Consider the following 21,748-nt stretch of genomic DNA (forward strand, 5'->3'; position numbering starts at 1 on the left):
AAAGATGTCTAACTATTTTGTCATCGGAGATGTCCATGGAAAAGCGGGCATGTTGGAATCCCTTCTCCAATATTGGAATGAAAAGGACCAGCTGATTTTCTTAGGAGATCTAATTGACCGTGGGGAAAATAGCAGAGCGGTACTTGAACATGTCAAGTATTTGGTTGATAACAAAGGCGCCATTTGCTTATCTGGGAATCACGAATATATGTTTCTTGCTTGGTTAGACAATCCAGAGGAACGTTATAATCATTACAAACGAAATGGTGGTGATACGACCATTAACTCAATTTTAGGCCGTCCCTTGGACGCTCCAGTAGACGGTGTGTTGGATGCCGAGCGGGTCAGGAATGAAGCCAGCGACTTGGTTTCTTTTATTCGACAAATGCCTTTTCATGTTGAAACAGAGCAGCTGATTTTTGTCCATGCAGGGCTTGATTTGACCTTGGACAATTGGCAAGATACGACCGATTATCAAAAGGTTTGGATTCGGGCACCTTTTCACGAAGCAGAAAATAAGACAGGAAAAGGGATTGTTTTTGGTCATACACCGACGACTTATCTGACAGGAGATCCTATGGAGAGTTCCAAATTATGGCAGACAGCTGATGGAAAGCTTGGCATGGATGGTGGTGCTGTTTATGGTGGTGTTTTGCATGGGATTCTCTTTACTGACGGTCAAATTGCCCAGCACTATGCCATCCCAAATGACGGTTTTGTTGCTAATGATGATTAGAAAGTGATGTGTTTCTACTGAGAGAATGTTCCACTAGGGGCATTTTTTCTATCTTTTGCCGATAGCTCAAAATCGAAAAATTTGATATAATAGAAACGATAGATTCAAAGGAATAGGAAGAGATATGAGTACGATCAAAATTGTCACAGATTCAAGTACAACGATTGAACCAGCACTGGTAGAAGAATTAGGCATTACAATTGTTCCCTTGTCGGTTATGGTTGACGGTGTTGTTTATTCAGATAGTGATTTAGAAGAAGGTCAGTTTCTCCAATTGATGCGAGATAGTAAGAGCCTCCCTAAAACAAGCCAACCTCCGGTAGGAGTCTTTGCTGAAACCTTTGCAAAGTTAGCCGCAGATGGCAGTCAAATTATTGCGATTCTCCTATCACATGCCCTATCAGGAACAGTAGAAGCAGCTCGTCAAGGAGCGACCTTGTCGGGTGTAGATGCAACGGTTATTGATTCTGGTTTTACTGACCAAGCAGCTAAATTCCAAGTAGTGACAGCGGCACGTTTGGCTCAAGCTGGTGCAAGTAAGGAAGAAATCCTTGCTGCGGTAGAAGAAGTGCATCAAAAAACAGAACTCTATATTGGGATTTCAACCTTGGAAAATCTAGTCAAGGGTGGTCGAATCGGTCGTGTGACAGGCTTACTGAGTTCACTCCTCAATATTCGTGTGATTATGGAGATGACAGATCATCAGCTACATCCTATTACAAAAGGGCGGGGGGCTAAGACTTTCAAAAAATGGTTGGGGGATTTGGCTGCGGCTTTGGAAACGAAAAAGGTAGCAGAAATTGGTATTTCTTACGCAGGAGCGCCTGATTTTGCTCAGGAGATGAAGGCGGTCTTACAGCCTTTTGTGACAGAAGACATTTCTGTCTTGGAAACAGGATCCATTATTCAAACTCATACAGGAGAAGATGCCTGGGCCGTTCTAGTACGCTATGAATAGTCGAACAGTTTTACATCACTTATTATTCTTTTTTCTCAGCTTGCTGGGATTTCTCTTTTTCTTCCAGTTTTTGATTCCATCAGCTACCTCACGGCTTGAAGAAGTGCAGGGAAAATCAGGAGAATTAACAGCTTTCCATTATGTAGCACTTGGTGATTCTCTTACGCAGGGTGTGGGAGATAAGACTGGTCAAGGGGGATTTGTTCCACTTCTGGCTCAGAGTTTGGGAAACCAATACGACTATCAAGTTTCCTATGATAATTACGGCGTTTCTGGAAATACGAGCCAACAAATCCTAAAGCGGATGGAGGAAAAGGAAATCGTAGAAAGCCTATCTAAGGCTAATGTGATGACTCTAACGGTTGGGGGAAATGACCTGCGCAGAACCATTTTAGAGCATATTACACAATTGGATATTGCTATTTTTGATGAGGCTGCAAAGGATTATAGTAAACGTCTGGTCAAGATTATTGATAAAGCAAGAGCTGACAATCCCCACTTACCAATTTACGTCATTGGTATTTACAATCCTTTCTATCTCAATTTTCCAGACTTGACAGAAATGCAGACGATTGTGGATAATTGGAATCAGACAACGAAAGACACGGTAGAATCTCTTGAAGCGGTTTATTTTGTTCCTATCAATGAGTTGCTCTACAAGGGCTTAGATGGAGAAAAAGGGATTAGCCAGTCCAGTAATTCATCCAGTCAAGTTGTCAACAATCTACTCGCTGAAGAAGATCGTTTTCACCCCAATAATACAGGGTATGAAATCATGAATCAAGCAGTTATGGAGGCTATTCGTGAAACAAAAAAACAATGGAAAAATCAATAAGTGGAAGTGGGCTTTTCTTCTCTTGGTATCTGCTCTACTTGCTTTTGGAATAGTTGTAACAGAGAGAGTGACAACAAATCGAGAAGCAACAAGTCACTTAGCTACACCAACAGCTTCGAGTCAAGACCAGAAAATAGGCACCTTTACTACCAATAAAGAAGAGCTAAATACCGTGCTAGCTACTTATTTGAAGGATTATCAAACAGATACATTTTCTTACACAGTAACAGCCACTAGTCAATTTCTTTTGTTTGAAGGAACTTATAAGGTTTGGGGCTTGACCATTCCACTGTATATCTATTTTCAGCCAAATAAATTAAATGACGGTAGCATCCTCCTGACAATATCCGAAATATCTGCTGGGACCTTGTCTTTACCAAAGGAAGAAATTCTGTCTTATCTTAAAAATCAGTCACAATTGCCAGGATTTGTGGAGATTGATTCTAAGAAAGCGACTGTGATCATTCATCTAACAGAAATTGAAAACGCTCAGAAGTTATATGTAAAAGCCAATACCATCGATTTTTACAACAATCAGCTCATTTTCGATATTTATAGAAAAAGCTAATAAATCGTACGAAAAGCTTGACCAAATGGATAAAATTAGGTACTATATTAGGGTGAGTAATAACTCAGAAAATTAATTGGAGGACTTAGCAAAATGGCTAATAAACAAGATTTGATTGCAAAAGTTGCAGAAGCAACTTCATTGACAAAGAAAGATTCAGCAGCAGCTGTTGATGCGGTATTTGCAGCAGTAGCTGACTACCTTGCAGCAGGTGAAAAAGTTCAATTGATTGGTTTCGGTAACTTTGAAGTTCGTGAGCGTGCAGCACGTAAAGGTCGCAACCCACAAACTGGTAAAGAAATCACAATCGCAGCTTCTAAAGTTCCAGCATTCAAAGCTGGTAAAGCTCTTAAAGACGCTGTTAAATAGGCGGTAAAACAGAAATCTTTGATTTCGTCGTTGCACCCCTGTCAAGACAACTAGGACTTTCACAGGTCTAGCCTAAGAAAGTACAGATGTTTATGACGCTAGATAAAAAGCCTATTGTATCAACGTTTCTACGTGGTACAGTAGGCTTTTTAGAGTTTAAATGTTTAAAGGCTACAAGTTCTATTTTTTTGCATTGATGGAGGAATAGAGAAGGGGTGAAAGGCTATTGAGGAATTGCCTATTCGAGCAAATTATACCATAATAAAAATGATAAGAGAAGATAACAATGATTCGCAAAGCACAATTAACAGATATTCCAGCCTTAACAGCCTTACTCCAAGAGATTCTTACGGTTCATCATGAGGTGAGGCCTGATTTGTTTAAAGCAACGGGGCAAAAGTTTTCTGCACAGGAATTGGAGGAGCTACTGATCAATCCCAAACAACCGATTTTTGTCTATGAAGTCGAAGGAGAGGTGGTTGGTCATTTGTTCTGTAAAATAGTAAGCAAAAAGCATTCTGTTTTGCAAACGGTTAAGACTCTTTTTATTGATGATTTGTGTGTGAAGCAGGGAATGAGAGGGAAAAGAATTGGACAGCAATTGTATGACTATGCGCTAGCCTTTGCTAAGGAACACAACTGTTACAATGTAACACTTGATGTGTGGAGTGATAACGAAGAGGCTGTTATGTTCTATCAGCGGTTAGGTATGACTCCGCAGAAAGTGCGCATGGAGAGTATTTTGTAGAACTATAATTACTAGATAAAAAGCCATAGAAGTCAGTTTCTACGGCTTTTCTGCTTTTGTTCGAATGGTCTCTAAAATTGCTTGAGCAGTTTCTAAATTGGTATGTGGTGCTTGGCGTAGGAGAAGGGCAACTTGGTCGATTTCGTGGTTCTGAGCCCCTGCTAGCATGGCAAGAGACTTGGCATGGAGTTTCATATGACCTTGTTGGATACCGGTCGTCACCAGTGCACGTAGAGCAGCAAAGTTTTGACAGAGCCCAACAGAAGCGATGATACTTGCTAGTCTTTTTGCATTTGGCTGACCTAGGATGTCAAAGGCAACTTGAACCTTTGGATTCAGTCCGATAGAGCCACCAACTGTTGCGATAGGAAGTGGGATCGTCAGTGTGCCGACGAGATCTTCATCTATGATTTCCCAAGTTGATAGACCACGGTATTGACCATGTCGGCTAGCATAGGCATGAGCCCCTGCCTCAATAGCTCGCCAATCATTTCCAGTAGCTAGTACGATGGCATCAATTCCGTTGAAAATGCCTTTATTGTGAGTTGCTGCACGATAAGAATCGGCTTGAGCCAGTTGACTGGCTTTGGCAATCCTTTGAGCAATTTCTAAGGCAGTGTGAGATTCAATATGAAGCTGCTTGATTGGAATGCGGCAACTAGCTGTTACGATAGATTCTGTCGCATAATTGGATAGGATAGCCATGAGTGCTTTTCCTTGTGTTAATGCAGCTAAGGGTTCTTTAATAGCCTCTAGCATATTGTTGAGAATATTGGCCCCCATTGCTTCTTGAACATCGACATGAAGGTAGGCAATGAGGAAATCCTCTTTTTGCTCAACAGTCAGCTGGCGAGCCCCTCCACCTCTCTTGACAATTGATGGATGAGCTTGGTTGGCTTGTTGGAGCAAGAGATCCTGTTGGGCGAGGATAGTGGCTTGTGCTTCTGTTTTATTTGGGACATCGTAGAGGGCAACTTGTCCAATCATTAGGCGTTCGGAAATATGACTGCTAAATCCACCAGCCTTGGCAATGATTTTAGCTCCAAAAGAACAAGCAGCCACTACAGACGGCTCTTCAGTTACCATTGGAATACTATATTCTATTTTGTCTACGACTAGCTGAGGGACAATTGAAAAAGGCAATGCAAAGGTTCCAAGATGATTCTCGGCCATTTTTCCTGCAATGGATTCTGGAAGATTTTGATCTGCTAGGAGAATATCCTCGCTAGATTGGGAAAGCTGACGCGTTTCAGTAGTGATAGAAATTCGTTCTTCCCTTGTTTTTTTATAAAATCCTGAAAAAAGAGACATGTCAACTCCTTATAAAAAAGCACCTCTTGGCCCTGCCAAGAGGATGCCTTTTCCTCTAATTTTTACGATAAATGCGTTTGTGTTGCTCAATATTTTGAAGGGCAAATGGCGTGTCGTCAAGTGGCAAATCGATTGCATTTCCCCCTTCGTCTAGCTCAATCTCTTCAAAGAAAATTGCTTCATACTCTGTAACATTTAGGCGTTTCCGAGCATTTAGCTGATCCAGACGGTCTGACAATAGTTGATCGCGATAGCCTTCGACGAGAGTTCCGCTGAAGATTTCACAAACAGCTCCACTACCATAGCTATAAAAGAGGACAGAATCACCTGTTTTTAGGACTTGGCTGTTTTCCAAAAGTGATAATAGGGATAAGAAAATAGATCCAGTATAGATATTTCCTACGACTTTGTTGTAGACAATTGCTTCATGGAAGCGATCAGTGAGGCGATTGAGGGTTTCTTCATCCTGTTGACAAATGGCTTGTAGCCCTTTCAATCCTTGCTTTGAAAATGGAATGTGCAAGCACATAGCAGCAAAATCTGCCAAGCTCTTACCAGTTTTTTCAACATAATAGTCAAAGGTAGTGGTTAAACAATCGGTGTATTGTTCCGTTGAGAATTTCCCGTCTACTCGAGGATATTTATCATAATTCGGACGCCAAAAATCCATGATGTCACGGGTTTGACAGACATTGTCATTGTTGAGAATCATGATGCTTGGATCTGCGGTGACTAGCATGGCAACAGCTCCTGCTCCCTGAGTTGGTTCACCACCTGAAGCAATACCATATTTGGCAATATCACTAGCGATGACCAAAACTTTCGATTGTGGGAATTGGGCGATGTGACTTTTTGCTAGGCTAAGACCCGCAGTTGCTCCGTAGCAAGCCTCTTTGATTTCGATAGAACGAGCAAAGGGTTGAATGTCTAAAAGTTGATGAAGAAAGACAGCGGCAGCTTTACTTTGGTCAATACTTGATTCTGTACCGACAATAACCATGTCAATGGCTGCCTTATCTTCGTCTGTCAAGATAGTGGCAGCAGCTTGTGCTCCTAAGGTCACGATGTCTTGGGTAATAGGCGCTACGGCCATTTCACTTTGGAGCAATCCGATTTTAAATTTATTAGGATCGATTTGTCGCGCAAGCGCTAAATCAGCTAAATCAAGGACATAGCTAGGCGCTGCAAAACCGATTTTATCAATACCGATATTCATACGTTATCCTTTTTGTGCATTTGAGATAATGAGGGAAATTCCTTGTCCTCCTCCGATACAGAGGGAACAAAGTCCCAGATGTTCACCACGTTTTCGTAATTCGTGAATGAGGCTGACAAGAATGCGACTGCCACTTGCTCCGATTGGATGACCGAGGGCAATAGCACCTCCATTGACATTTACCTTGGTAGGGTCTATTCCTAGTTCTTGAATGACAGAAATGGATTGGGCAGCAAAGGCTTCGTTGAGTTCGAATAAGTCAATGTCAGCGATTGTTTTATTTATTTTTGCTAGTGCTTTTTGACTGGCTGAGATAGGACCAAGTCCCATATAATTGGGGTCTAGTCCACTTGTAGCATAGCTTTCAATGTAAGCAAGAGGTGTGATTCCCAGCTCTTTAGCCTTATCGTCAGACATTAAGACTAGCATGGCACATCCGTCATTGATACCAGAGGCGTTAGCTGCCGTTACAGTACCGTCCTTTTTGAAGGATGGTCGTAGGCTGGCCAGTTTATCAAGAGGACTGAGACGAGGGTATTCGTCGACTGCAAAGACAACTTCCCCTTTGCGCGTTTGCAGATGAATCGGTACAATCTCATTTTTAAACCGTCCGGCTTCAATTGCAGCAGCAGCCTTTTCTTGGCTGGAGAGCGCAAAACGGTCTTGTGCTTCACGGGTAATGCCGTATTTTTCAGCGATGTTTTCAGCAGTAATTCCCATATGCTCCTGACTGAATGCGTCTGTTAGACCATCTGTCAAAAGAGAATCTTCAAACTGGATATGTCCAAGTTTACTGCCGAAGCGACTCTGTTTGGAGAGATAGGGTGCTTGGCTCATAATTTCAATTCCACCTGCCACAACGATGTCATTGTCGCCAAGCAAGATTGATTGGGTTGCTAGGAGGACGGATTTGAGTCCAGAACCGCAGACCTTGTTGACTGTGTAGGCAGAAACCGTCTCTGGTAGACCAGTTCTAATAGCGATTTGACGGGCGATATTTTGCCCATGTCCGCTACTTAGGACATTTCCAATAATGACTTCGTCAATTTGGTCAAGCGGGATAGGTTGTTCAGTGATGGCTTTTTTTAAGACCTGGGACCCCAAATCTGCAATGTGAATATCTTTTAAGCTGCCTCCAAAACTGCCAATAGCAGAGCGATAGGCCGATACGATAGCGACTTTTGTCATGTCAACTCCCATAAAAAATATAGTTTTTCAACTCCTGTTTCAAATGAGAGTGTCTGAGCACCTTTAGCAATGAAACAGGGAGAAAATGAAGATATGATTGTGAATGTGTCGTATTCAGTCTTACCATTATACCATTTTTTAAGCTAAATAATAGGGATAAATCTCCGTCTTAAGTCTGATTTTTTACCCTGATAAAATGTAAGCGCAAACAGATTTCGATAGGGCTAGCTTTTTTCTTGCTTTTTGTGTAGAATAGAAAGGTAGAAGAGGGAAACCTCAAAAATAAAAGGAGAACCAAACAAATGGTAAAATTAGTCTTTGCTCGCCACGGTGAGTCTGAATGGAACAAAGCGAACCTTTTCACAGGTTGGGCTGATGTTGACTTGTCTGAAAAAGGGACACAACAAGCAATCGACGCTGGTACATTGATCAAAGAAGCTGGTATCGAATTTGACCAAGCCTACACTTCAGTTTTGAAACGTGCGATTAAAACAACCAACCTTGCTCTTGAAGCAGCAGACCAATTGTGGGTTCCAGTTGAAAAATCATGGCGTTTGAACGAGCGTCACTACGGTGGTTTGACTGGTAAAAACAAGGCAGAAGCAGCAGAACAATTTGGTGATGAGCAAGTGCACATCTGGCGTCGTTCTTATGATGTATTGCCTCCAGATATGGCAAAAGATGATGAGCACTCAGCACATACAGACCGTCGCTATGCTCACCTTGACGATTCAGTGATTCCAGATGCTGAAAACTTGAAAGTAACGCTTGAGCGTGCCCTTCCATTCTGGGAAGATAAAATTGCTCCAGCTTTAAAAGACGGCAAAAACGTATTCGTAGGGGCACATGGGAACTCAATCCGCGCTCTTGTGAAACACATCAAAGGCCTGTCAGACGATGAAATCATGGATGTGGAAATTCCAAACTTCCCACCACTTGTATTTGAGTTTGACGAAAAATTAAACGTAGTTGCTGAATACTATCTTGGAAAATAAGATATTGGTGATTCAATAGGAAGAAAATCCTCAACAAATAAGCGCTTAGATTTTTCTAGGCGTTTTTTAAATTTTTTATTTGTAGCCCCAAAAATGACATTATTTATGGTATACTAATTTGTAGTTAGGAAAAGGAGATTGACATGGCAAGTAAAAAAATGTTGCACGCTTGTTTGCGTGTTGAGAATTTAGAAGCATCTCAGGAATTTTATGAAAAAGCTTTTGGTTTTAAGGAAACACGTCGGAAGGATTATCCAGAACACAAGTTTACGTTGGTGTATTTGGCACTTCCAGGAGATGAATTTGAAATTGAACTAACCTACAACTATGACCACGGACCTTATGTGGTTGGAGATGGGTTTTCACATTTAGCCCTTTCTTCGGATGATTTAGAAGGAGATAATGCAAAGCACAAAGCGCTAGGCTATCCAACCACGGATTTATCAGGCTTACCAGGGAATCCGGGACGGTACTATTTTGTAACAGATCCAGATGGTTATCGGGTAGAAGTTATTCGCGCAGATTAAACACTATAGGCAAGAATCGGATAAGAGGTAGAATCTTGCCTTTTTCGTACGCAAAATGAGAGATGGAGAAAAGGAAAATATGGGGGGAAGAAAATGAAGAAAGGAATCATTCTTCTTGTTGCAAGTCTCATTTTGTTAGGGCTTGCTCCAGTTTTAGGTGTGAAGGCTTTTGCTCGTTTTCAAGATCAGAAGATAGCACGATTTATTTTAGAAAAACAGACAACTATACTAGATAAGCAAGAGTATGTTATTCAGTCTGGAAATATTGATACGACTCATGTAGAAGCAGGGATTCCCAAAGATAGTAATGGCCAAGCCAATGCTGCCATGAAGGAGAAAATAGAAGACTATGTAGCTGAGAAAGTGGGAACAAAGAAGCCTAGTGGAAAAATTAAAGAACTCTTTTTTGTATCAACGAAAGATATACCGACCAATTTTTCAGATGTAGAAGGCAAGCAAATCCAATCAGAGCGCTATCAAATCAATCCCTTTTCGATTTCATCAGCGGAAAGTGAAAAGGGAGAAACGGTACTAGTCACCAAGGATAATCAGCCCTTTACTTTAGAGACATTTGTGACAGATAGTCAATCATTGCAGGTAGCTTTTAGTGCACAGTTGAAGTCTGATTTGGCAACTAAGCAACTGATAGATGCAGAGATTGAGAAGATTATCGGTCAATTTGAGGCCAGCAATTTAGCAGACTATCCCTTTTCCTATCAGCAGAGTCAGCTGATGATAGACTTGCCTGAAAAGGAATTCCAGATTAAGCAACTAACTTTACCAATTGCAGCGATTTTTGGAATTGTGAAGGAAAAATACCTAGCTAGCGAAGATCAGCAAGCCTATGCAACTTATCAAGCTGAAGAAGAAGCGAAAAAACATCAGAAACGGATTGCCCTGACCTTTGACGACGGGCCAAGTGCGATTACGACCCCACAGGTTCTTGATATTTTAAAGAAATACAAGGCCAAAGCAACCTTCTTTGTTCTTGGGCAGAATATTGCAGGCAATGAAGAGATTTTAAAACGAATAGTTGCGGAGGGTCATGAAGTCGCTAGTCACACATGGGATCATGCGGATCTGAGAACCTTATCAGGGGACCAAGTCAAGCAAGAAATGGATCAAATGAGAGAGGCTATTCAAAAGGTTATCGGTCAAGAACCGAAGATGATGCGCCCACCATATGGATCAGTAAACCGAGCGGTTATGTCTGTCATGCAGTTGCCGGTTATTTACTGGTCAGTTGATTCAAAAGACTGGCAGAGCCGCAACGCTACGTCTATCCTAGGTGAAGTGAAAGCCTGTACCTATCCAGGTAGCATTATCTTGATGCATGATATTCATCAGCCAACGGTTGACTCGCTGGCATCTGTATTGGACTATCTCTCAGGAGAGGGTTACGAATCTGTAACGGTTAGTGAATTACTCGGAAAAAATCTGAATCCGCAGTTGATTTACTATGATCAGCAGTCCTCTCGCCCTGGGGAATAGATGCTATAGACAGAATATAATTAAAAACCGAAAGGCAAGTAGCTACAGTTCAGTAGTTTGTCTTTCGGTTTTTTGAGTGGAGATAGAGAAAAGAAATTAGGGTTCTGCCGTAATTTCAAGGACATCGATTTTGTCCTACTCCTAGCAGTACTATTTCTCCACATATAGGCGTTGATTTTTGAGAAAGATTTCCTGTACCGAGGCGTATTTTTTGAGTGATTTGAGTTCTTCTGGATGACTGATGAGGGTAATGACAAAGCCGTCCTGCCCCATACGACCAGTTCGTCCTGCACGGTGGGTATAGGTTTCTTGGTCGCGTGGAACTTCGTAATTCACAACGCATTCAAGAGTATCAATATCAATTCCTCGTGCTACCAAATCCGTTGCAAGAAGCAGTGTGAGGGCATGGTCCTTAAATTTTTCCAAAATAACCTTACGAAACTTGACATTGACATCGCTAGCAAGCGAAACAGCTTCGACACCTCGGTATTGCAGTTTTTCCTCGGCACTGCCAAGATCAGATAAGGAATTGAAAAAGACAAGGCCACGGAAATCTTCTACATGGGCAAGTTTGCGTAACCATTCGACCTTTTCACGCTTTTCTACTTGCAGATAGAAATGCTGGATATTGGTTAATTCCATATTGTCAATCGCAATGGTACGGGTTGCTGGAGCTAATTTGTTAACATCTACCTTATTCGTTGCACTCATATAAATCAGCTGGTGATTGCGTGGCGCGTAGCGACAAATTTTATCTACAAAAGGATATTGAGAATCGCTGAGCAACTGGTCAAATTCGTCTAGGACAATGGTATTGACATTCATCATCTTGATTTTTTTCAATTTGATAAGTTCAACGATTCGACCGGGGGTTCCGATAAGAATTTCAGGTCCTTTTTTCAAGCGTTCGATTTGCCGTTTTTGGCTTGAACCAGATAAGAAGAGTTGACTTTGGAGTCCCAAGAGATCGGCCCAGGTTTTACAAACATCAAAAATTTGACCGGCTAGCTCTGTGTTGGGAGCTAAAATGAGTAATTGTTGGGCTTTTTTAGGCTGGAGATTCAAAAGGCTAGGCAGCAAGTAGGCCAAGGTTTTACCAGTTCCAGTTGGGCTAATACCAAGGACTGTCTCTCCGCTTCTAATAGGGTCAAAGAGCTGTTCTTGAATTGCAGTAAAGTCAGTAAAGCCAAGGTGTTCCAGTTGATTTTGCCAACTAGCAGGAAGTGTCGTTTTCATGTGATTCTCCTTCAAAATGAATCTGGGCGTCTTGCCGCATACGGTATAGAGTAGTGTGGACGGCTTGTGCTGCGGCTAACCAATGCTTATAGAGTTCTGGCTGAGGATTCTCAATCATGGCTGCGAATTGCCTTGCTTCGTCCAGCATAGTGTGGGGAGCTTGTTTGATGGCAAGTGTCTCTGTTTCTCCTTTTAGTGGGTGAAAAATAGCAGAGCTTATATGTTCAATCGTGTCTAAGACGAGTGTACCTTTATTGGTATAAATTTCAGCAGGAAGTGAACTATTGGTATTTTTTCCTGTCTGAATGGTCACTTGAAAGTTTGGATAAATGAGCTGTCCAGAACCATTTAAGTCAACCGTATTTGACAATTGTTGAGCAGTATAGCGAGCAGAAATAGGCGCACCAAAGAGTCGAACACTAGCATAAACTGGATAAATACCTAGGTCCATGAGAGCGCCGCCTGCAAATCGACTAGAAAAGACATTTGGCGTCTTTCCGTTTAAGAAATCAGGCATTTTGGACGAATATTTGGCATAGCTAAAATGGGCTCCCCAAATGTCCTTATCCGCTAAAAAGTCAGAGATAGCGGTAAAAGCCTGTTCGTGGTAATTACGAGCTGCTTCAAAAACAAAGACCTGTTTTTCTTTAGCGATTGCCACCAAATCAGCCCATTCTTCTGGTCGAGTGACAGCCGGTTTTTCAATGATGACGTGCTTGCCAGCAAGAAGGGCTGCTTTGGCTTGGCCGTAGTGGAGGGAGTTGGGACTAGCAATATAAAGGAAATCGATTCTACTTGCGAGAAATGCTGCCATATCTGTGTAAAGCTGAATATCTGTGTCATAGCGACCTGCAAATGCTCTTGCACTTTCCATAGTCCGTGAATAGACAGCTGCTAGTTGATAGTGGTTTGTATGATGAGCTGCTGCGACAAAATGATGGGCAATAGCTCCTGTTCCGATAATACCGAGTTGTAACATGGTGTTCCCTTTCCTTAACTGAATACATCTATTATACCATGAATGGTGGGAGATTGCTGAAGGTCAGAACAGCTATTATTCTTCGAAGATAAAAGCAGTACACGGATAGCCGATTTTATGGTACAATAGGTTGAAGAACATAGAGGAGTAAGACATGGCACAAAAACCGATTATTATTGGCGTAACAGGTGGTTCTGGTGGTGGAAAGACAAGTGTCTCACGCGCAATTCTAGATAACTTTCCCAATGCTCGTATTTCAATGATTGAACACGATTCGTATTATAAAAATCAATCGCACTTGACCTTTGAAGAGCGAATTTTAACCAACTATGACCATCCATTTGCCTTTGATACGGATTTAATGATTTACCACCTGAGTGAATTGTTGGCTGGGCGAGCAGTAGATATTCCAATCTACGACTATACTCAGCATACTCGCTCAGAAAAGACCTATCACCAAGAACCCCAAGATGTGTTTATTGTGGAGGGAATTCTTGTCTTAGAAGACAAACGCTTACGTGATTTGATGGATATTAAGATTTTTGTGGATACGGATGATGATGTACGGATTATTCGTCGGATTAAGCGGGATATGGAAGAACGTGGCCGCAGCCTTGATAGTGTCATTGAGCAGTATCTCGGTGTCGTGAAGCCTATGTATCATCAGTTTATTGAACCAACCAAGCGCTATGCGGATATTGTCATTCCAGAAGGGGTATCTAATGTCGTAGCCATTGATTTGATCAATACCAAGGTAGAAAGCATCTTGCGTAGTCGTGGTTAGTAGAGACAGAAGGCGGATGTACTCCGTTCAGAACCTAGACAGACCTAAAATTTGTTTAAATAAGTGAAAAAACTCTGCTAACGTAATATTCGATTTTTCGATTTTCGCGAGCGGAGCGAGCCTTGTCAGATACTTTTCGCTGTGGTAAAAGGAGCGTCACTACTAGGAATGACGCTCCTCGGAAATGTTGAGACTAGGGGCTCAACATTTAGGTATGGAATTCTGCAGGAAGTCGCTACCGTCCGAACCACCTAAGAAAAGTATCACAAAGAACTTTTTCTTTGATTTGAGCGGATGTCATCCGTTTTTTTATGATAAATTATCTGATAATTGAAACAATACAGAAAATTGTTGCAAAAGTTCAGAAAAATGGTATAATATACTTATTCATCTACAAGGAGAAAGTCAAATGAAATTCGTTTCGTCTATGAACTTATTGTTGCGACGAGGGGGCTAGTGCAGAAAAAGCGTTAGTCCTGTTTGGCTTACCAAGCGGGAGTTACCACATCTCGCTTGGGCAAGTGAGATGTTTTTATTTTATTTAGAAGAGAAAGAGGAGTAGAGATGCGTAAGGTTGAATTTCTTGATACTAGTCTTCGTGACGGAGAACAAACACCGGGAGTGAATTTTTCGATTAAAGAAAAGATTGCCATTGCCAAGCAATTGGAAAAATGGGGAATTTCAGCTATTGAAGCAGGTTTTCCTGCGGCCAGTCCAGATTCGTTTACAGCAGTAAAAGAGATCGCAAGAGTAATGACAAAAACGGCAGTGACAGGTCTAGCTCGTCTAGTCAAGTCGGATATTGATGTCTGCTATGAAGCACTCAAAGAAGCAAAATATCCACAGATTCATGTCTTTATTGCGACCAGTCCGATTCATCGGGAATTCAAGCTGAAAAAGACCAAGGAAGAAATTCTTGCGACCATTGCAGAGTATGTCAGCTATGCACGTTCCAAATTCGAGATTGTCGAATTCTCACCAGAGGACGGAACACGGACGGAATTGGATTTTCTGTTAGAAGTGGTTCAGACGGCGGTGGATGCGGGGGCGACTTACATTAACATTCCAGATACCGTTGGTTTCACAACACCAGAAGAATATGGTCATATCTTCCAATACCTCATTGAACAGGTAAAATCGGATCGTGAGATTATTTTCAGTCCTCATTGCCATGATGATTTGGGAATGGCGGTGGCAAATAGCCTATCTGCTATTAAACATGGAGCTGGTCGTGTTGAAGGTACGATTAATGGTATTGGTGAGCGGGCAGGAAATGCAGCCTTGGAGGAAGTGGCCGTTGCGCTAAATATTCGTGCGGATTATTATCAGGTGGAAACGGATATTGTTCTGAATGAAACCATCAACACGTCAGAAATGGTATCTCGTTTTTCTGGGATTGCCATTCCTAAAAATAAGGCTGTGGTTGGTGGAAATGCCTTCTCGCATGAGTCTGGTATTCACCAAGACGGTGTGTTAAAAAATCCACTGACCTATGAGATTATCACGCCAGAACTGGTCGGTGTCAAGAGTAATAGCTTGCCACTTGGAAAACTTTCAGGTCGCCATGCCTTTGTGGAGAAATTAAAAGAATTGGCGCTTGATTTTGATGAGACAGAAATCAATGAATTGTTTGCGAAATTTAAGACTTTGGCCGATAAAAAACAAGAGATTACTGATGCTGATATTCGTGCCTTGATTGCAGGAGTTACGGTAGAAAATCCAGAAGGCTTCCACTTTGATGACTTGACACTTGCTGTAGAGGGTGATAGTATGGTGGCGACTGTTCGTCTTGTCAATGAAGATCAAGAAGAGGTAGAATGCCAAGCAACTGGTAAGGGAAGTGTCGAAGCGATTTTCAATGCTATTGATGACTTCTTCCATCAAGAGGTCAAGCTCTTGTCTTATAATATTGAGGCCGTGACAGACGGTATTGACTCGCAGGCGCGTGTATTAGTGACGGTGGAAAATCAAGCAACGGAAACGATTTTCAATGCCTCAGGACTGGACTTTGATGTCTTAAAAGCGAGTGCCATTGCCTATATCCATGCCAACATCTTTGTCCAAAAAGAAAATGAAGGCAGTATTGGACAAAGTGTTTCGTATCGTGATATGCTGGAATAGTCAAGGAGGAAGCTATGAAAAAAACAATCGTTGCCCTAGCTGGAGATGGGATTGGACCTGAAATCATGCAGGCAGGATTGCGGGTGCTTGATGCGGTGAAAGCTCAACTTTCTTTTGACTATGACATTATTGAGAAAAACTTCGGTGGTGCAGGAATTGATGCAGAAGGACATCCTCTTCCCCCAGCTACTCTAAAGGCTTGTCGGCAGGCAGATGCAGTCCTCCTTGCTGCAATTGGAAGTCCCCAGTACGATCAGGCTTCTATTCGACCAGAACAGGGCTTGCTCTTGCTACGTAAGGAACTTGGCTTATATGCTAATATTCGTCCGGTCACGATTTGGCCTACTCTGAAGCACTTATCGCCGTTAAAGGAAGAACGCATTGCAGATGTGGATTTTGTCGTGGTTCGTGAGTTGACAGGTGGGATTTATTTTGGAGAACATAGGCTTGAAGAGGAAATAGCACGTGATATCAATGAGTACCATGTTGTAGAAATTGAGCGAATCATGCGTCAGGCCTTTGAACTAGCCCAAACGAGAAATAAAAAAGTAACCAGCATTGACAAACAAAACGTCCTTGCAACCTCAAAATTATGGCGACAAGTAGCAGATAGGGTTGCTAAAGACTATCCTGATGTAACCTTGGAACACCAATTGGTCGATAGTGCAGCTATGCTCATGATTACCAATCCTGCTAGATTTGACGTCTTGGTCACAGAAAATTTATTCGGTGATATTTTGTCAGACGAGGCTAGTGTCTTGTCAGGAACTCTTGGGGTCATGCCATCAGCCAGTCACGGAACAGGAGCGAGTCTGTATGAGCCGATTCACGGCTCTGCTCCTGACATTGCAGGAATGGGCATTGCTAATCCCGTCAGTATGATTTTATCGGTAGCCATGATGTTACGCGAGAGTTTTGGGGAAGAGCTTGCCGCAAGAAAAATTGAAGAAGCAGTTGGAGCAAGCTTTGCAGCAGGTATAGTGACCAAAGATTTAGGAGGAAATGCTTCTACTCTTGAAGCAGTAGAAGCGATTATCACACACTTATGACAGGAAAACAAATCATTAGTATGACCCTTATGGTCTGGAATTTAGTTGTCTTTGTAACGTATGGAATGGATAAGAGAAGGGCAGAGCACCAAGCCTATCGGATTTCTGAAAAGACTTTATTGGGGATGAGTATTCTTGGTGGCGGCCTAGGAGCTTGGGCAGGTGGAACTCGTTTTCGTCATAAGACGAAAAAATGGTATTTCCAATTAGCGTGGCTACTTGGCCTTATCATAGACGGATTGTTGATTTATTGGATTGGGAGATAGCATGGCTGGAAAATCGATTTTAGATAAGGTCTGGGAACGTCATGTCGTTACAGGAAAAGAAGGACAGCCTCAACTTATGTATGTTGATCAGCACTACATCCATGAGGTAACGAGTCCTCAGGCCTTTCAAGGCTTACGTGAGGCTGGCAGGCGCTTGCGAAGACCTGATTTGACCTATGGAACCTTTGACCACAATGTGCCAACCGTCAATATCTATGATATCAGAGACGTGATTTCAAAGGCGCAAATGGATACCTTGGCAGAAAACGTGGCCGAGTTTGGTATTGATTGTGCCGACCATGGCTCAGAACTTCAGGGAATTGTCCACATGATTGGGCCAGAAACAGGTCGGACCCAGCCAGGGAAATTCATTGTTTGTGGCGATAGTCATACAGCGACCCACGGTGCCTTTGGGGCCTTGGCATTCGGCATTGGAACCAGTGAAGTTGAGCATGTCTTTGCCACTCAGACTATTTGGCAGGTTAAACCCAAAAAACTCTTGGTTGAATTTGTCGGTCGTCCGCAAAAAGGAGTCTATGCCAAGGATTATATTTTAGCCCTGATTGCTAAGTACGGGGTTGGTTTAGGAGTGGGCTATGCGGTGGAATACCGTGGGGACGCAGTAGAGCGCCTCAGTATGGAAGAGCGCATGACCATTTGCAATATGTCCATTGAATTTGGTTCAAAAATCGGCATGATGAATCCTGACCAAACGACTTTTGACTATGTCAGAAAAACAGCCAATGCACCAACAGATATGGAGGCTGCCATTGCAGACTGGAAAACCTTAGTATCAGATGAGGATGCTATCTATGATAAGGTTATTTGTATGGATGTTTCAACCCTTGCTCCTATGGTGACTTGGGGGACCAATCCGTCTATGGGTGTTTCCTTTGATGAGCTATTTCCAGCGATTAAGGATCTGAACGATGAACGAGCCTACAATTATATGGGGACACGTCCTGGTCAGAAGATTGAAGACATTGAGTTGGGCTATATTTTCATTGGTTCTTGCACCAATGCGCGCTTGAGTGATTTGATACTAGCCGCCAAATTTGTCAAGGGTAAGACCATCGCTCCCAATCTAACAGCCATTGTTGTGCCAGGTAGTCGACCTGTTAAGCGGGCAGCTGAAAAATTGGGCTTGGACAAGATTTTCCTAGAAGCTGGCTTTGAATGGCGAGATCCAGGTTGCTCCATGTGTCTGGGAATGAATCCAGATAAGGTGCCAGAAGGGGTGCATTGTGCTTCTACTAGCAATCGAAATTTTGAAGACCGACAAGGATTTGGAGCGAAAACACACCTATGTAGTCCTGCCATGGCAGCAGCGGCGGCGGTTGCTGGGCGCTTTGTCGATGTGAGAAAATTGGCGGAGGTAGAATAAATATGGAAAAATTCACCATTTACACAGGAACAACTGTCCCGCTGATGAATGACAATATTGACACGGACCAAATTCTACCCAAGCAATTTTTGAAGCTGATTGATAAAAAAGGTTTTGGTAAGTATTTGATGTATGCTTGGCGCTACCTAGATCATGCCTATACGGAAAATCCTGATTTTATTTTTAATCAAGAGGAGTACCGCAAAGCGACCATTTTGGTGACAGGTGACAATTTTGGGGCTGGTTCATCGCGAGAACATGCAGCTTGGGCCTTAGTTGACTATGGTTTTAAGGTTGTCATTGCAGGTTCTTTTGGGGATATTCATTACAACAATGAATTAAATAATGGCATGTTGCCGATTGTCCAGCCACGAGAGGTGCGAGAGAAATTGGCAAAGCTTAGCCCTGATGATGAGGTGACCGTTGACCTAGAAAAACAGGTAATTATCTCACCAGTTGGCGATTTTCATTTTGATATTGATAGCGAGTGGAAATACAAGCTCCTAAACGGTTTAGATGATATTGGTATTACTCTTCAATATGAGGATTTGATTGCAGCCTACGAACGCAATCGACCAGCTTATTGGAGAGAGGATGAAAAGCAGTAGAAGTAGAAAATGATGAGGGAAAGAGAATTTCGCATGAAATGAAAGACTCTGTCCCTCTTTTTGTCCCGTTTTGTGCTATAATAAGAAGTATGTTAGAACAAGAAAAAAAATCAACCTATGACTTACTCTTAGCCCAGTTAGCAGGTCTTCTAGATGGTGAACGCAATGCGCTCGCAAACCTATCCAATGCCTCTGCCCTGCTCAATCAAGCTCTACCTCATTCCGTCTTTACAGGTTTTTATTTGTTTGACGGTAAGGAGTTGATTTTAGGGCCTTTTCAAGGTGGCGTTTCCTGCGTTCATATTGCTCTTGGAAAGGGTGTTTGCGGCCAATCAGCTGAGGAAGCTAGGACGATGATTGTAGACGATGTCCGCACCCATGCCAACTATATTTCCTGCGATGCGGCAGCCTTATCTGAGATTGTTGTTCCTATGATGAAAAATGGGCAACTCTTAGGAGTTCTGGATCTTGATTCTCGCTTAGTAGCGGATTACGATGCAATTGACAAGGAATACCTAGAACGCTTTGTTGCCCTTCTGGTAGAGGGAACGGATTGGAATTTTGCCATGTTTGGAGAGAAGAACTAATGTATCAAGCCCTTTACCGGAAATATCGTAGCCAAACCTTTGGAGAAATGGTTGGCCAGGAAGTAGTAGCGACAACTCTCAAGCAGGCCATTGAACAAGAAAAAATCAGTCATGCCTATCTCTTTTCCGGTCCTCGTGGAACAGGAAAAACATCCGCTGCAAAAATTTTTGCCAAGGCCATGAACTGCCCCAACCAAGTAGGTGGCGAACCATGTAATGACTGCTACATCTGTAAAGCTATTACCGATGGAAGCTTGGAAGATGTGATTGAGATTGATGCAGCTTCAAATAACGGAGTGGATGAAATCCGTGATATTCGTGACAAGTCGACTTATGCTCCAAGTCTTGCTCATTACAAAGTTTACATTATTGATGAAGTTCACATGCTCTCAACAGGGGCATTTAATGCTCTCTTGAAAACCTTAGAAGAGCCAACAGAAAATGTGGTCTTTATCCTTGCAACGACTGAGTTGCATAGGATTCCGGCGACCATTTTATCTCGGGTGCAACGCTTTGAGTTCAAGTCGATTAAGATAGGAGACATCACGCGCCATTTGGCCAATATCCTCAGCCAAGAAGAAATCGACTTTGATGAGCAGGCACTCTCCATGATTGCCCGCCGAGCTGAAGGTGGCATGCGAGATGCTCTTTCTATCCTTGATCAGGCTCTTAGTCTGAGTTCCGACCGAGTCTTGACCTTGGAAGTCGCAGAGGAAATTACAGGGTCTATTGGTCTAAAAGCCCTGGATGCTTATATGGACAGTATTCGTAAGCAGGATGCCCCAACAGCCCTTCAGCACTTGCAGACCATTTTTGATAATGGTAAAAGCATGGTTCGGTTTGCGACAGATGTTCTTTATTATTTGCGTGATTTGTTGATTGTGCAGACAGGTGGGGAAAATCCCCATACCAGTCCGACTTTTACAGCTAATCTTGAGATGGGGCAAGACCGTATTTTTGCCATGATTGAGATAGTCACGCGCACGCTATCAGATATCAAGACTAGTCCCCAGCCGAAGATTTATGCGGAAATGATGACCATTCGCTTGGCAGAAGATAAGCGCCAAGAGCTCAAACAAGGACAAGCGGTTATTCCAGACAATCTGAAAGAACAGCTTCAAGCCCTCCAAGCTCAGGTCCAATCTCTGCAACAACAATTGGCAAGCCTAAGTAAACAGCCATTAGAAGTCAAGCCAGTTTCACGCAAACCGCAGACGAGTAAAAAATACCGTCCAGATGCTAATAAAGTTCATGCTATTTTACAAGAAGCGATGGATAATCCAAGTCTAGCCAGGGAGAATTTGACTCGTTTACAGAATGCTTGGGGAGAGATTATCGAAAGTTTATCTGGGGCAGACAAGGCTTTATTGGTTGGTTCTCAGCCTGTTGCAGCTAATGAACACCATGCCATTTTAGCTTTTGAATCAGCCTTTAATGCGGAACAAACGATGAAACGTGAAAACTTAGATGCTATGTTTGGGAATATCTTGAGTAAGGCGGCAGGTTTTTCACCTCATATTTTAGCCATTGCACACGAAGATTGGCTAGCCATTCGTGCAGAATTTTCAGCTAAGGCAAAAGGGCAAAAAGAAGTAGCACCAGAAACTATAGAAGAATCCCTTGTTCCAGAAGCCTTTCAATTCTTGGCGGATACTGTCACGATTGTTGAGGATTGAGGGAATTAAATCAGATACGTTATTTCTTTCGATGGGGAGAAATAGCGTTTTTTTGAAAACAAAAATGCCTAAAAACAATTAATTGCCAAAAAGTTGTAAAAAAACACGTTTTTGTT

22 protein-coding genes are annotated in these 21,748 nt (G+C 42.4%); 17 read left to right on the forward strand and 5 right to left on the reverse strand.

Annotated features, from left to right (window positions below):
- Positions 1–4 precede the first annotated feature (4 nt).
- The 6 genes from ABPH35_RS01620 (at position 5) to ABPH35_RS01645 (ending at position 4,214) form a co-directional block, all read left to right on the forward strand.
- Positions 5–736 (forward strand): metallophosphoesterase, encoded by a 732-nt coding sequence (locus tag ABPH35_RS01620; protein ID WP_349988097.1) that lies wholly within the window; start codon positions 5–7, stop codon positions 734–736.
- A 124-nt stretch (positions 737–860) separates the two neighbouring features.
- Positions 861–1,694: a DegV family protein gene (locus ABPH35_RS01625; RefSeq protein ID WP_349988098.1), complete on the forward strand. Its 834-nt coding sequence runs from the start codon at positions 861–863 to the stop codon at positions 1,692–1,694.
- Positions 1,687–2,529 (forward strand): SGNH/GDSL hydrolase family protein, encoded by an 843-nt coding sequence (locus ABPH35_RS01630; protein WP_349988099.1) that lies wholly within the window; start codon positions 1,687–1,689, stop codon positions 2,527–2,529. Before ABPH35_RS01625 ends, ABPH35_RS01630 begins: the two co-directional genes overlap by 8 nt.
- A complete protein-coding gene (locus tag ABPH35_RS01635) occupies positions 2,498–3,097 on the forward strand; it encodes a YpmS family protein (RefSeq protein ID WP_349988100.1) in 600 nt (199 codons plus the stop codon). Before ABPH35_RS01630 ends, ABPH35_RS01635 begins: the two co-directional genes overlap by 32 nt.
- 93 nt (positions 3,098–3,190) lie before the next feature.
- Positions 3,191–3,466, forward strand: a complete 276-nt coding sequence (locus ABPH35_RS01640) for an HU family DNA-binding protein (RefSeq protein WP_067086181.1) — start codon at positions 3,191–3,193, stop codon at positions 3,464–3,466.
- 286 nt (positions 3,467–3,752) lie between these two features.
- Positions 3,753–4,214, forward strand: a complete 462-nt coding sequence (locus ABPH35_RS01645; protein WP_349988101.1) for a GNAT family N-acetyltransferase — start codon at positions 3,753–3,755, stop codon at positions 4,212–4,214.
- Between the two features lie 39 nt (positions 4,215–4,253).
- On the opposite strand, the gene ABPH35_RS01650 is transcribed toward ABPH35_RS01645, so the two are convergent.
- The 3 genes from ABPH35_RS01650 to ABPH35_RS01660 are packed head-to-tail and all read right to left on the reverse strand — an operon-like array spanning position 4,254 to position 7,929.
- On the reverse strand, positions 4,254–5,525 hold the full coding sequence (locus tag ABPH35_RS01650) for a hydroxymethylglutaryl-CoA reductase, degradative (protein ID WP_349988102.1): 1,272 nt from the start codon (positions 5,523–5,525) through the stop codon (positions 4,254–4,256).
- 55 nt (positions 5,526–5,580) lie between these two features.
- Positions 5,581–6,741 carry a hydroxymethylglutaryl-CoA synthase gene (locus ABPH35_RS01655; RefSeq protein ID WP_349988103.1) on the reverse strand — a complete coding sequence of 387 codons (1,161 nt, stop codon included), beginning with the start codon at positions 6,739–6,741 and terminating at the stop codon, positions 5,581–5,583.
- 3 nt (positions 6,742–6,744) lie between these two features.
- Positions 6,745–7,929, reverse strand: coding sequence for an acetyl-CoA C-acetyltransferase (locus ABPH35_RS01660; protein ID WP_349988104.1), 1,185 nt, complete (start codon positions 7,927–7,929; stop codon positions 6,745–6,747).
- A gap of 302 nt (positions 7,930–8,231) precedes the next feature.
- Here ABPH35_RS01660 and ABPH35_RS01665 point away from each other — a divergent pair, with 302 nt between their 5' ends.
- From ABPH35_RS01665 to ABPH35_RS01675, 3 genes are all read left to right on the forward strand, one after another.
- Complete coding sequence (locus tag ABPH35_RS01665) at positions 8,232–8,924, forward strand: phosphoglycerate mutase (protein WP_349988105.1); 693 nt, start codon at positions 8,232–8,234, stop codon at positions 8,922–8,924.
- Positions 8,925–9,067: 143 nt separating this feature from the next.
- On the forward strand, positions 9,068–9,451 hold the full coding sequence (gloA, locus tag ABPH35_RS01670) for a lactoylglutathione lyase (protein ID WP_067086165.1): 384 nt from the start codon (positions 9,068–9,070) through the stop codon (positions 9,449–9,451).
- Positions 9,452–9,544: 93 nt separating this feature from the next.
- Positions 9,545–10,942 carry a polysaccharide deacetylase family protein gene (locus ABPH35_RS01675; RefSeq protein ID WP_349988106.1) on the forward strand — a complete coding sequence of 466 codons (1,398 nt, stop codon included), beginning with the start codon at positions 9,545–9,547 and terminating at the stop codon, positions 10,940–10,942.
- Between the two features lie 150 nt (positions 10,943–11,092).
- Here the strand turns inward: ABPH35_RS01675 and ABPH35_RS01680 are convergent, their stop codons facing one another.
- Both ABPH35_RS01680 and ABPH35_RS01685 read right to left on the reverse strand, forming a co-directional pair.
- Positions 11,093–12,178 (reverse strand): DEAD/DEAH box helicase, encoded by a 1,086-nt coding sequence (locus ABPH35_RS01680; RefSeq protein ID WP_349988107.1) that lies wholly within the window; start codon positions 12,176–12,178, stop codon positions 11,093–11,095.
- Positions 12,156–13,157, reverse strand: coding sequence for a Gfo/Idh/MocA family protein (locus ABPH35_RS01685; protein WP_349988108.1), 1,002 nt, complete (start codon positions 13,155–13,157; stop codon positions 12,156–12,158). The genes ABPH35_RS01680 and ABPH35_RS01685 overlap by 23 nt, the downstream gene beginning before the upstream one ends.
- A 154-nt stretch (positions 13,158–13,311) precedes the next feature.
- On the opposite strand from ABPH35_RS01685, the gene udk reads away from it, so the two are divergent.
- From udk to dnaX, 8 genes are all read left to right on the forward strand, one after another.
- Positions 13,312–13,941 (forward strand): uridine kinase, encoded by a 630-nt coding sequence (gene udk / locus ABPH35_RS01690; protein ID WP_349988109.1) that lies wholly within the window; start codon positions 13,312–13,314, stop codon positions 13,939–13,941.
- Between the two features lie 564 nt (positions 13,942–14,505).
- The gene (locus ABPH35_RS01695; protein ID WP_368849503.1) at positions 14,506–16,062 is read left to right on the forward strand and encodes a 2-isopropylmalate synthase; all 1,557 of its coding nucleotides are present in this window, start codon (positions 14,506–14,508) and stop codon (positions 16,060–16,062) included.
- Between the two features lie 14 nt (positions 16,063–16,076).
- Positions 16,077–17,111, forward strand: coding sequence for a 3-isopropylmalate dehydrogenase (gene leuB / locus ABPH35_RS01700; RefSeq protein ID WP_368849504.1), 1,035 nt, complete (start codon positions 16,077–16,079; stop codon positions 17,109–17,111).
- Positions 17,108–17,377 carry a DUF1294 domain-containing protein gene (locus ABPH35_RS01705; protein ID WP_368849505.1) on the forward strand — a complete coding sequence of 90 codons (270 nt, stop codon included), beginning with the start codon at positions 17,108–17,110 and terminating at the stop codon, positions 17,375–17,377. The genes leuB and ABPH35_RS01705 overlap by 4 nt, the downstream gene beginning before the upstream one ends.
- Before the next feature lies 1 nt (position 17,378).
- Positions 17,379–18,761: a 3-isopropylmalate dehydratase large subunit gene (gene leuC, locus ABPH35_RS01710; RefSeq protein ID WP_368849506.1), complete on the forward strand. Its 1,383-nt coding sequence runs from the start codon at positions 17,379–17,381 to the stop codon at positions 18,759–18,761.
- Positions 18,762–18,763: 2 nt separating this feature from the next.
- Entirely contained in the window at positions 18,764–19,369 is a 606-nt protein-coding gene (leuD, locus tag ABPH35_RS01715; protein WP_349988114.1) for a 3-isopropylmalate dehydratase small subunit, read from the forward strand.
- An 89-nt stretch (positions 19,370–19,458) separates the two neighbouring features.
- Positions 19,459–19,956 (forward strand): GAF domain-containing protein, encoded by a 498-nt coding sequence (locus ABPH35_RS01720; protein WP_349988115.1) that lies wholly within the window; start codon positions 19,459–19,461, stop codon positions 19,954–19,956.
- A complete protein-coding gene (gene dnaX, locus ABPH35_RS01725) occupies positions 19,956–21,632 on the forward strand; it encodes a DNA polymerase III subunit gamma/tau (RefSeq protein WP_349988116.1) in 1,677 nt (558 codons plus the stop codon). Before ABPH35_RS01720 ends, dnaX begins: the two co-directional genes overlap by 1 nt.
- The last annotated feature ends 116 nt before the right edge of the window (positions 21,633–21,748 follow it).

It is taken from the genome of Streptococcus handemini (assembly GCF_040984445.1).
GTDB lineage: Bacteria > Bacillota > Bacilli > Lactobacillales > Streptococcaceae > Streptococcus > Streptococcus handemini.

Excerpts from the sequence above, each read along its gene's own strand:
- ABPH35_RS01695 (WP_368849503.1), top strand. The coding sequence starts at position 14,506 with ATGCGTAAGGTTGAATTTCTTGATACTAGTCTTCGTGACGGAGAACAA.
- ABPH35_RS01665 (WP_349988105.1), top strand. The coding sequence starts at position 8,232 with ATGGTAAAATTAGTCTTTGCTCGCCACGGTGAGTCTGAATGGAACAAA.
- ABPH35_RS01640 (WP_067086181.1), top strand. The coding sequence starts at position 3,191 with ATGGCTAATAAACAAGATTTGATTGCAAAAGTTGCAGAAGCAACTTCA.
- ABPH35_RS01680 (WP_349988107.1), bottom strand. The coding sequence starts at position 12,178 with ATGAAAACGACACTTCCTGCTAGTTGGCAAAATCAACTGGAACACCTT.
- ABPH35_RS01645 (WP_349988101.1), top strand. The coding sequence starts at position 3,753 with ATGATTCGCAAAGCACAATTAACAGATATTCCAGCCTTAACAGCCTTA.
- udk (WP_349988109.1), top strand. The coding sequence starts at position 13,312 with ATGGCACAAAAACCGATTATTATTGGCGTAACAGGTGGTTCTGGTGGT.
- leuD (WP_349988114.1), top strand. The coding sequence starts at position 18,764 with ATGGAAAAATTCACCATTTACACAGGAACAACTGTCCCGCTGATGAAT.
- gloA (WP_067086165.1), top strand. The coding sequence starts at position 9,068 with ATGGCAAGTAAAAAAATGTTGCACGCTTGTTTGCGTGTTGAGAATTTA.
- ABPH35_RS01625 (WP_349988098.1), top strand. The coding sequence starts at position 861 with ATGAGTACGATCAAAATTGTCACAGATTCAAGTACAACGATTGAACCA.
- leuC (WP_368849506.1), top strand. The coding sequence starts at position 17,379 with ATGGCTGGAAAATCGATTTTAGATAAGGTCTGGGAACGTCATGTCGTT.
- ABPH35_RS01630 (WP_349988099.1), top strand. The coding sequence starts at position 1,687 with ATGAATAGTCGAACAGTTTTACATCACTTATTATTCTTTTTTCTCAGC.
- ABPH35_RS01675 (WP_349988106.1), top strand. The coding sequence starts at position 9,545 with ATGAAGAAAGGAATCATTCTTCTTGTTGCAAGTCTCATTTTGTTAGGG.
- ABPH35_RS01655 (WP_349988103.1), bottom strand. The coding sequence starts at position 6,741 with ATGAATATCGGTATTGATAAAATCGGTTTTGCAGCGCCTAGCTATGTC.
- ABPH35_RS01620 (WP_349988097.1), top strand. The coding sequence starts at position 5 with ATGTCTAACTATTTTGTCATCGGAGATGTCCATGGAAAAGCGGGCATG.
- ABPH35_RS01685 (WP_349988108.1), bottom strand. The coding sequence starts at position 13,157 with ATGTTACAACTCGGTATTATCGGAACAGGAGCTATTGCCCATCATTTT.
- ABPH35_RS01650 (WP_349988102.1), bottom strand. The coding sequence starts at position 5,525 with ATGTCTCTTTTTTCAGGATTTTATAAAAAAACAAGGGAAGAACGAATT.
- ABPH35_RS01660 (WP_349988104.1), bottom strand. The coding sequence starts at position 7,929 with ATGACAAAAGTCGCTATCGTATCGGCCTATCGCTCTGCTATTGGCAGT.
- dnaX (WP_349988116.1), top strand. The coding sequence starts at position 19,956 with ATGTATCAAGCCCTTTACCGGAAATATCGTAGCCAAACCTTTGGAGAA.
- ABPH35_RS01720 (WP_349988115.1), top strand. The coding sequence starts at position 19,459 with ATGTTAGAACAAGAAAAAAAATCAACCTATGACTTACTCTTAGCCCAG.
- ABPH35_RS01705 (WP_368849505.1), top strand. The coding sequence starts at position 17,108 with ATGACAGGAAAACAAATCATTAGTATGACCCTTATGGTCTGGAATTTA.
- leuB (WP_368849504.1), top strand. The coding sequence starts at position 16,077 with ATGAAAAAAACAATCGTTGCCCTAGCTGGAGATGGGATTGGACCTGAA.